Origin of the sequence: uncultured Bacteroides sp., from assembly GCF_905207245.1 — a bacterium.
Lineage (GTDB): Bacteria > Bacteroidota > Bacteroidia > Bacteroidales > Bacteroidaceae > Bacteroides.
On sequence record NZ_CAJLKP010000015.1, the window covers coordinates 75,656 to 85,457 of the forward strand.

Annotated in this window: 10 protein-coding genes and 1 pseudogene; 7 read left to right on the forward strand and 4 right to left on the reverse strand. The window is 39.6% G+C overall.

Annotated features, from left to right (window positions below; translation table 11 throughout):
- Nucleotides 1-97: 97 nt before the first annotated feature.
- From QZ135_RS07110 to QZ135_RS07140, 7 genes and pseudogenes are all read left to right on the forward strand, one after another.
- The gene (locus tag QZ135_RS07110; RefSeq protein ID WP_294607186.1) at nt 98-637 is read left to right on the forward strand and encodes a DUF3987 domain-containing protein; all 540 of its coding nucleotides are present in this window, start codon (nt 98-100) and stop codon (nt 635-637) included.
- Between the two features lie 46 nt (nt 638-683).
- Nucleotides 684-893 (forward strand): annotated as a pseudogene (locus QZ135_RS07115) (DUF3987 domain-containing protein); the annotation flags it as partial.
- Between the two features lie 47 nt (nt 894-940).
- Nucleotides 941-1,447 (forward strand): hypothetical protein, encoded by a 507-nt coding sequence (locus QZ135_RS07120; protein WP_294607188.1) that lies wholly within the window; start codon nt 941-943, stop codon nt 1,445-1,447.
- Between the two features lie 131 nt (nt 1,448-1,578).
- Nucleotides 1,579-2,619 carry a toprim domain-containing protein gene (locus tag QZ135_RS07125; protein WP_294607209.1) on the forward strand — a complete coding sequence of 347 codons (1,041 nt, stop codon included), beginning with the start codon at nt 1,579-1,581 and terminating at the stop codon, nt 2,617-2,619.
- 156 nt (nt 2,620-2,775) lie between these two features.
- Nucleotides 2,776-3,159, forward strand: a complete 384-nt coding sequence (locus tag QZ135_RS07130) for a MobC family plasmid mobilization relaxosome protein (protein ID WP_294607191.1) — start codon at nt 2,776-2,778, stop codon at nt 3,157-3,159.
- Complete coding sequence (locus QZ135_RS07135; RefSeq protein ID WP_294607195.1) at nt 3,125-4,051, forward strand: relaxase/mobilization nuclease domain-containing protein; 927 nt, start codon at nt 3,125-3,127, stop codon at nt 4,049-4,051. The genes QZ135_RS07130 and QZ135_RS07135 overlap by 35 nt, the downstream gene beginning before the upstream one ends.
- Before the next feature lie 4 nt (nt 4,052-4,055).
- The gene (locus tag QZ135_RS07140) at nt 4,056-4,781 is read left to right on the forward strand and encodes a hypothetical protein (protein WP_294607197.1); all 726 of its coding nucleotides are present in this window, start codon (nt 4,056-4,058) and stop codon (nt 4,779-4,781) included.
- Between the two features lie 49 nt (nt 4,782-4,830).
- On the opposite strand, the gene QZ135_RS07145 is transcribed toward QZ135_RS07140, so the two are convergent.
- The 4 genes from QZ135_RS07145 to QZ135_RS07160 all read right to left on the reverse strand — a co-directional run bounded on the left by QZ135_RS07145 (nt 4,831) and on the right by QZ135_RS07160 (nt 9,602).
- Nucleotides 4,831-5,163 (reverse strand): helix-turn-helix domain-containing protein, encoded by a 333-nt coding sequence (locus QZ135_RS07145; protein WP_294607212.1) that lies wholly within the window; start codon nt 5,161-5,163, stop codon nt 4,831-4,833.
- A 150-nt stretch (nt 5,164-5,313) separates the two neighbouring features.
- Nucleotides 5,314-5,943, reverse strand: a complete 630-nt coding sequence (locus tag QZ135_RS07150; protein ID WP_117574143.1) for a hypothetical protein — start codon at nt 5,941-5,943, stop codon at nt 5,314-5,316.
- An 86-nt stretch (nt 5,944-6,029) separates the two neighbouring features.
- Nucleotides 6,030-7,943 carry a MutS2/Smr-associated SH3 domain-containing protein gene (locus QZ135_RS07155; RefSeq protein ID WP_294607204.1) on the reverse strand — a complete coding sequence of 638 codons (1,914 nt, stop codon included), beginning with the start codon at nt 7,941-7,943 and terminating at the stop codon, nt 6,030-6,032.
- A 486-nt stretch (nt 7,944-8,429) separates the two neighbouring features.
- On the reverse strand, nt 8,430-9,602 hold the full coding sequence (locus QZ135_RS07160) for a site-specific integrase (protein ID WP_294607206.1): 1,173 nt from the start codon (nt 9,600-9,602) through the stop codon (nt 8,430-8,432).
- Nucleotides 9,603-9,802 lie beyond the last annotated feature (200 nt).

The following is a 9,802-nucleotide window of genomic DNA, read 5'->3' on the forward strand; positions in this document are numbered from 1 at the left end:
TAAACTAAAAGTTGAATTGAAGATTCTTTTTCATCCACCACTTGAAAAAGCAAGGTAGCGTTTCTGCAAAGGGACGCTACCCAACAAACGAACTGACATGACAATACCCAAAGAAACAAATATCTGCATATCAGAGCTAAAAAAGGAGGATAGCTTTTCTGTTTTTCCTAAATTGATAAGGGAAATTATAAACGAAACGAAAGCCACTCTGAACTATCCTACAGACTTTATTGCTTCCGCTATATACTTTACCTTATCCGTAGGTATAGGCAACAATTTTGTAGCGAAGGTAAAGGAAGGCTGGAATGAACGTGCCATCTTGTACATGGCAATCATCGGACGTTCAGGAGTAAACAAGAGCCATCCGCTTAGTTTTGCCATGCAGCCATTGTTTGAACTGGATATTAAATCATCTGTAAAATATCAGAAAGAGCGAAGAGAATATGAAAAATACATTCTTGCTTGTAAAAAAGAGAAAGAAGATAAGGAGCAAGCGACAGAACCCGTATTGAAAAAGTTTATTGTGTCGGATATTACTCCTGAACGGCTTATCACCATTCATCAGGATAATAAAAGAGGAATCTGCCTGTATGTGGACGAACTGATGTCATGGCTAAAAAAATTTCAATCGCTATAATAGCGGTTCGGAAGAACAATTTTGGCTATCCGTATTCAGTGAAAAACCTATTATACTTGATAGACAAGGAAATAAGAACTCCGCATTCATCAAACATTCTTTTATATCTGTAATTGGTACGATACAAAAAGGACTGCTCAAAGAACTAGCGAAAGGGGAAAGGAGCGAGAACGGTTTTATCGACCGTATTCTGTTTGTCTTCTCACCCAATCTGAAAAAGAGTACTGGAACGAGCTTGAATTATCCACACACATAGTCCCTCTTTGGAACTCCATTGTAAAGAAACTGACAGACATCCAATGTGTGACTGATGAAGACGGGGAACTTGTACCTACCCAACTTCCTTTTAATACAGAAGCCCGTACACTGCTTTATCATTGGCAACATAAGAATACAGATTTATGCAATAGCGAAATGGATGAAGTGTTAGTTGGCGTATATAGCAAGCTGGATATATATGTTATCCACTTTAGTTTGATATTACAGCTCTCACGATGGGCTTGTGATGAAAGCGATAAAAAGGAAATAGACAGTACAAGTGTTGAAGGTGCAATATCAATCGTTGAATATTTCCGCATTACAGCCAAAAGGGTACAAGGTATAACAAACTCATCGGCTATGTTAGAACAGTTACCGACAGATAAACTTTCGTTATATAATGCTTTACCTGTGGAGTTCACTACAAGCGAAGGCATTGCAGTTGCTCAAAAGCAAAATATCTCAGCAGATTCATTCAAACGTTTTTTAGCGGACAAAAAAGGAAAACTATTTGAAAATGTCAAGCATGGAAGATATAAGAAGCTGATTTAATAGAGTCCGCATTTCTCACACTTTCCACATTTTGACTTATTATTAATTGATTATCAATAATGTATATGTGCGCATAAAAGTAGAAATCGCCACACTTTATGCCACTGTAAAAAATGGCGAATATAATGATTATGACTTATCAGGAAGCTAACAGTATAAGTATCAAAGACTATTTAGAATCATTGGGTATCTTGCCCGTAGTGGATAAACTTTATTACAGTATGTACCACAGCCCGTTTAGGCAGGACGATACACCCAGTTTTAAGGTGGATTACGGTGTAAACCTTTGGTGTGACTTTGGAACGGGTAAAGGCGGCTCGCTTATTGACCTTGTGATGAAACAACACGGCTGCAATGCTTACGGGGCTATCAGCCGACTGGAACAGGGCTATTACTCTGCCAATACTTTCTCTTTTCAAGGGAAAAGTATTTCAGAAAGGAATGCTTCAAGGGAAGAAAAGAAAAAGGCTACCAGCCCGATAGAAATCCGTAAAATCCAGTCGTTACAGAATCCGGCACTCATTAACTATCTGAAAAGCCGGAACATTGCGCCCGAAGTAGTGTCAGACTATGTGCAGGAAATGTATTACCGTGTAAACGGGAAGCCGCTTTTTGCACTCGCTTTCAAGAACGATGCAGGAGGGTATGAACTACGCAATCCCGGCTACAAAGGCTGCACCTCTCCCAAAGACATTACACGCATACGGTTCGCAGGAAAGAAGAACGATGCCTGTTTCGTGTTCGAGGGGTCTATGGACTACCTTTCTTTCCTGACTATCCGGCACAAGAACAGCCCGGATTATCCCTGTATCGACTGGCAGGATTACATCATCCTGAACTCGACCGCCAATGTGGACAAGGCTTTGTACCCGTTAGGCGAGTACGAGAAAATCCACTGCCTTTTGGATAATGACGAAGCCGGACGAAAAGCCACCCAAGCCATACAAAAGGAATACGGCTGGCGTGTGCGTGATGCCTCACACCTGTACAGCGGACACAAGGACTTGAACGACTACCTATGCCAAAAGTCCAGCCAACCGACAGAGAGGATGCAGCAGCCGAACAAACCAGCGCAGCCGGAGAAGCAAACGCAGTCTGCCAAGCAACCGAAGCAGGAAGAGAAAAACGAACAATCTCCCAGTGAAAAAAGAAAAAGGAGCAGACGGCTGTAGGCAGGAGAATAGGCAAGGCGTACCAACGGCAAGCGGTGTGATTTAGGAGAGCAAGGTTATGTTTCGGTAGACCGAAACCCCTTGCTTTGCCTGACAGCAAAGAAAATTTCTCCCGTTGGTCGCAATTTTAAAGATACCATTCAATAAGCAAAACGTATGACAGAGATAAGGAACAAGTTAGGAGGTCGCCCGGCAAAGAGCCGGATAGACAAACAAAAGAGAGTAGTCAGCACGAAGCTGACTGAACTTCAATATTACGCCATCAAGAAGCGAGCCGGAGAATCCGGTCTACCTGTCAGCGAGTACGTCCGGCAAGCGGTTGTTTCGGCAGAGATAACACCCCGGTTGAACAGGCAGGATGCCGACACTATCCGTAAGCTGGCAGGGGAAGCCAACAACATCAACCAACTGGCACACCGTGCCAATGCTGGAGGGTTCGCACTGGTGGCGGTGGAACTGGTGAAACTGAAAAATAGAATCGTTGAAATCATAAACCAACTTTCGGATGATTGGAAAAATAAAAAAGGGAAGCAGATTTAAGGGTTGTGTAAACTATGTGCTGGGTAAGGAACAGGCAGCCTTACTTCATGCCGAGGGAGTGTTAGCGGAAAGTAGTCGGCACATCATACGCAGTTTCTGTATGCAAACCGAAATGAACCCCGGCTTAAAGAAGCCAGTCGGACACATTGCGCTAAGTTATTCGGCAGTGGATGTGCCAAAGCTGACGGACGAAAAGATGATACAATTGGCGCAGGAATATATGCGTGAAATGAAAATCACCGATACGCAGTACATCATCGTGCGCCACCAAGACAGGGAGCATCCGCACGTGCATATCATATTCAACCGGATAGACAACAACGGAAAAACAATTTCGGATAAAAACGATATGTACCGGAACGAGCAGGTTTGCAAGAAGCTGAAAACCAAACACGGGCTTTACTTTGCAGGTAGAAAGGAACAGGTAAAGCAGCACCGTTTGAAAGAACCGGACAAATCAAAATACGAGATTTACACGGCAGTAAAGAATGAAATCGGCAAATCCCGGAACTGGCAACAGCTACAACGGCAGTTAGCTGAAAAAGGTATTGGCATTCAGTTCAAGTACAAAGGGCAGACGGATGAAGTACAAGGCATTTCCTTTTCCAAAGGTGAATATACGTTCAAGGGGTCGGAGATAGACCGGAATTTCAGCTATTACAAATTAGATAAATATTTCGGTGATGCAGGACTGACTACTGCCGGAAGCAACAGGCAGTCGGTTGGCGAATCCATTCGGGAGCCAGTAGCCATGCCCGGCAAAGCAGATAATTCATTTGTCACAGGTTTGGGCGGTCTGTTTTCCGCTTCATCCTCTCCGGCTGATGAAATACCCGACAACCCTGATTTAAGAAAAAAGAAGAAGAAAAAGAAACGACAATTTAAGTTATAGACGTATGGAAGAGAATTTGATTTTAGAGGGGCTTCTCTCTATGGTTACGGAACTGAAAGAGAAGCAGGAACAGCAGGTTACACCTGCCAGCCGGGAGGAAACGATAAACCGGTTGGATGTTATCGAGCAGCGCATTTTGGAGATACGAAACAAGCCCACTATTCCTGAAAACGCAGTGCAGGAGATTCTAAACCAAATCGGCAGTATCAGGAAAGGGCAGTCTGAAAATCAGAAACAAGACCTTGAAGATATAAAGGGAATGATTGTGACTTCGCACAGGTATTTTAAGGAACGGTTAAAGGTATTATTTCCGGCAGATGCGCAGCAGCCTGAAAAGGCGGAACCCGTTTCACGCTACGATAGAATTCTAAGCCGGATAACTCCGTTCCTGCAACCGAAATTCTTTCTTTTTTCAGCAGGATGTATCGTTTGCCTTGTATCGCTGGCGTTGAACATTCGTTTTGTAGAACGTATGCAGCAGTTACAGGACAATGATATAAAATACCGTTATCTCCTGATGAAAGGAAAAGCAGAAGGAAGCGACATCAATTTGCTGGAAATGAATTTCAGCCGGGAACGAGATAACGCTTTTATCCAAAGCCTGACTGATACGGTGATTGATTTTGAATACCGAAGTCGAAAGCAAGCGGAAGCACTGGAAAGGGCAAGGCTACTGGACGAGCAAGCCAAACATCTAAAGGAACAGGCGAACAAGTTAGGGAAGCCATAAGAAGCAGAAAGCCGGAGCGGTTGATACCCACCACTTCGGCTTGTCTATTTCACTTCTTCTTTTTGGCGCAGTGTTCTTTCTCGAACTTGCGCAGCGTAACAGCATTGAACCATTCCTTAATGAATGCCCGTACATCCGAAGCACGGTAATACACTTTTCCACTAAGGGTAAAGTAAGGCAGTACACCAATGGCACGGTATCGCTGCAAGGTCTTGATACTCACTTTGAAAAGCAGGCACAAGTCCTGATTATCCAACAGGTTGTCATCTTCGGGCAGTACCTTATCGGCAGTATGCAATGCACGCACATCCTTGCAAAGTTCATCCAGCTTATCGAACAGCTTCTGCATCCACTCCTTGAAATCGTAGTTTTCTATATACATTTGCTTCATTTTTCTGATTATACATACTTGTTTGTCAATCGATTGATGAAGCAAAGTTCAGAAAATAGGGTTGAAAAAAGACGGGGAATAGACCATCTACTCCCTGATAAATATTTTATATATAATTGAAAACCAACAGGTAATCATATCTCATAAAAAACCGTTTTCTTTGCTCTTCTGACTAATAGCCATACTTATACGGCTTAAAAAGCCAGTACGTTTATCGGGTTTCCGCTTAAGTACTTCATCTCTTTTTTTGTATATATCCGCAAATTTGAAATTAAATAAAAGTTCAAAACCATTAGCTAACATACTAAAAGGAATATTTTTTCCATCAATACCATTAATGCTGTTTGAATAATAAAGCCCACAAATATTTTCCATAACATCGGTGTAATTAATAACACTCGGATTCAGATATAAAGGAGATTGCCATTTTGTTTCTATATTAATGAAATATTTTGGATATTGCATTTGGCGATATATTAGTTCTAATTCTTTGTTAATCAACAACAATACTTTATCTGAATAAACTATTTTTAAAATATCTCCTTTATTTCCATATGATAGTTCCAAAGATTTTATCATTTCAAATTCTACTTGTGTTATATTGAGCGTACGAATACGTTTTCTATTATCGTTTTCTGTATCTAAATATAAAATTAATGTTTCCATAAATTCTTTATATACATCTTTTAATTCCCCTTCAGAATCCGAGCTACTTTTATACAAAGGATTTGATAATATTGCATATAGTTTGGTGTCAAGAATATCCCACATAGCTAAATGTTTCTTTTGAGATATAATAGTAAGGGGCTAAATTTCAAAACTGAATATACCCCCTTGTCGCTATTATCTTTTCTTTTTTAAGATTTTCTTTTGCTTATTAATTCTAATCTGTCTAAAGCAACAGTGCTTTTAAGTAATCCAAAGGCAACTATCACTTGCTTACCTTGTATCTCTAAGACATTTCCGGTGGCGGTTTGTCCCTTCAATCTAACAATATCTCCTTTTTCGATTATGGTATTTTTCAAGGATTGTTCTTTAGTCAGTTTACCGACCTTCATTGTAGCAGATAAAGTTGCTTCTTTCCCAAGTTCTGAATTACTATTCCCTAAAATCTCTTTTCTTCTATCTTCCCAAAAAATCTTATCACGGGCTATAGACTGTAAAAAACTATCCATATTAATAAAATCTTCTCCTAACTTTGCGGAGGATTCGATAATAATATCTTTCGGTAAACCAATCCGTGTTGCGACCTCAACGGCAAAAGAGCTACCCGGATTACCAATAGAAAGTCTATAAAGGGGTTGCATACGTTCAGCATCGTAAAGCATTGCGCCATTAATAATACCATCAGTCTCATAGGCGAAATGTTTTAAGTTTTGAAAATGTGTAGTGATAACTCCAAAGCTGCCTTTTCGATTAAATCTGTCAAGCAAAGTTTCGGCAATGACGCCACCTATTTGTGGCTCTGTTCCGCTTCCGAATTCATCGATTAAGATTAACGTCTTATTATTGCATTGCTCCACAAAATACTTCATATTTGTAAGGTGTGAAGTATATGTACTAAGACTGTTCTCTATGCTTTGTCCGTCACCTATATCCACAAATATATGGTCAAATATTCCGGTTCGTGAATTTTCATGTACAGGAATAAGTAATCCACATTGTAACATATACTGTAGGAGTGCAACTGTTTTCAGACAAAGAGACTTTCCTCCGGCATTTGCTCCTGAAACGATTAGTAATCTATTTTTTTCGTTTAGAACAATATCTAAAGGATGCGCTTGCTTTCCCTGTTGAAATAGCTGTATGTTCAATAAGGGATGTATAGCTTGTGCCCATTCTACTTGCTGTTTGTTCTCAAAAATCGGTTTAATGCCATTTATACGTACTCCAAATAATGCTTTTGCACGAATAAAATCAATATCTCCCATAAAGTTGTATGAATGGGAAAGGTCTGATAAATGCGGGCGGATAAGGTCTGTAAATTCTATAAGAATTTTCACAACCTCACGACGTTCATCGGCTTCTAATTCTCGAAGTCGGTTGTTGGCTTCTGCAACAGCTTCGGGCTCAATAAATACAGTTTTTCCACTCCCTGAGCCGTCATGTACACGTCCTTTGATTTTTCGTTTATTAGCGGCATCAACAGGGATTACCATATGTCCGCCACGCAAACTGATACTTGCATCTTTTCCTAACAAACCAGCTTTCTGGGCATCACGTATAGCATTTTGCATATTACGTGATACAGCTTTTGTTGCTTCTATCTTATTTCTGCGGATATCTGCAAGCTGACGTGAGGCATTATCTTTAACTTGGTGTGATGATTTATCTAATATAGAGTTTGCCTTATCTATAATTACAGGAAAAATTTTGATATTGTCTGCCATTATAGTTAAAGCAGGGTATTTAAACTCCCCTTTGTCTGTCTTTGCCGCATGCAAATAGTTTACTATATTATTGATTGCTTGCAATGAATTCATTAAGTTTGAAATTTCTTCTTCTGAGAGCCAAGCGGTAACATCATTCTTTATCTTGTGTAAAGAATCACGGACATCCAAAAAATTATCTGTAGGGAAATCCTCTTTATTTCGTATAATCTGCGCAAACTCTCCTGTTTGCTCTAACCATTTTTCAAGAGTGGCAAAGTCTGTTGAGAAACTCATATTTGTTACTTTCTCTTCTCCAAGAGGGCATAAACACTTTTCTATAATATATTGACGAACTGTATCAATTCCAATTCTCTGTTCAAAATTATTCGGGTAAATCATAATCTCAAATATTATTACTATATCAGCTACCAGCCATCAGTAAACTGATAGACCAATATACAGTTGATAAAAAATAAATTAAATAAAACTGAGATTGCCCATATTCCGACAAGGCACTAAACTTCTGATAGACAAGGGATGCCTATTTAGTACCATTGACATCTCAAAGGTTAGAGATGCGAACTCGCAATATGGTATTTACACGGAAGCACAACACATAAATCGTGAACATTTTAAATTATCGGTTGCAAAGGTAAGAATTATATTTGAAATAACTTGGAAAAATACAAAAAATCTTGTATTTCTTATCTCAATCAATATGTTAGATTGTTACTTTGAGATGAAAAACTGACGAAAAGAAAAAGACTAACTATTACTTTTTTTTCGTCAGTTTTATTTTATCCGCACTTCATTTGCATTATCAAGTAACAGATTTACAGCATATTATTTATTAAAAATGCGGAAAGTGTGGAAAATGCACTCATATTACACCACCCACTTATCTCGCATCTCCTTTACAATATCCTCATCATGCAAGTGCGTATAAATATCCTTGATGTCGTTACCTTCTGCGTGCCCCATTATTCGTTCTGCTATCCCGTCACGAATACCTTTCTTTGCAGCAATAGTTCGGAAACTATGCCGTGCCCGGTGAAAGGTCATTGTCTTATCAATCTTCAAATCTGCCATTATATCTTTCAGATAACGGTTTGTCAGCTGATTGGAGATAGGCAAGAAAATTTTTTGGCACGGTTCACCGTTCCCAAGCAGAGCCACCACTATAGGCGATACGATGGGGATTTTGTAAGTCACGCTGGTTTTGGTGCGCTCATTACATAATATAAGGTACGTTTCGCCTGTATCAACCGTTATCGGTTTGATGTCCGAGTAAGTTAGTACAGAGAACTCTGCAAAAGATAAGCTGGTATAGCAGCTAAACAGAAATTCTCTCAATACTTCCTGTTTTCCTTTACTGTATTTTTTCTTATCGTACACAGCTTGTAGTTTTTTGAGTTCTTCCTCTGTAAGCACATCATTGTTTTGAGCCTTGATATTCTTTTTGATTTCAAACTTCTCATAGGGGTTCTTTGCCAGTTTCTCCTTATCGACAGCGATACCAATCAGGAATTTCAGGTTAGAGTGCTTCTTGTAGACGGTAGAAAGGATATTGCCAACTTCCAGTTCGTGATTGTGGAACTGCTGAATAAAGTCCAAAGTAATCTCGCCAAAAGAAAGAGTAGGTTTCCACTCCTTCATGGTATTGATTAGCTTGTAATAGTTGGAAATCGTTCCGGCTGCACGAGATTGTTTTAGCTGCTCTATCTCATTCTCTATGAAAACATAGAAATCCGTATTGCCGTGATGTTTATCTTTCAGGCGTTCCAAGAATTGAGGGATAGGTAATGGAGTGAAAAAATTCTCCATTACAATGGAATCAGCCTTTTGATAAACTTCACTGATAGCTTTGTTGTAGTAATAACAACGAGGTTCAGAACTACGTACCGTATTAGATACTTTATTCCAATGTTTGGGTAGAACCGCTATATTCATACTTATTAAAGTAGAACGGCGGTAAGCAGTGTAGCGCAGACAAACCATTTGTTTGCCTTCTTTGGTTGCGTAATCTTTGCGCAACTCAATCTTAATCGTAGCTTTCATTACAATTCTTGGCTGTTTTACTGTAAAACAATTGTAAAACAAAAGCTGAAAACTATGAAATTTCTTCTTCCAGTCCTTCCACCACAGAGGACGTAAGTAGTTGAAAAACAAAAGGATTAGAAATTTTCATTCTAATCCTTTCTTGCTTTTGGAGGTTCCTGGCGGATTCGAACCGCCGTACACGGTTTTGCAGACCGCTG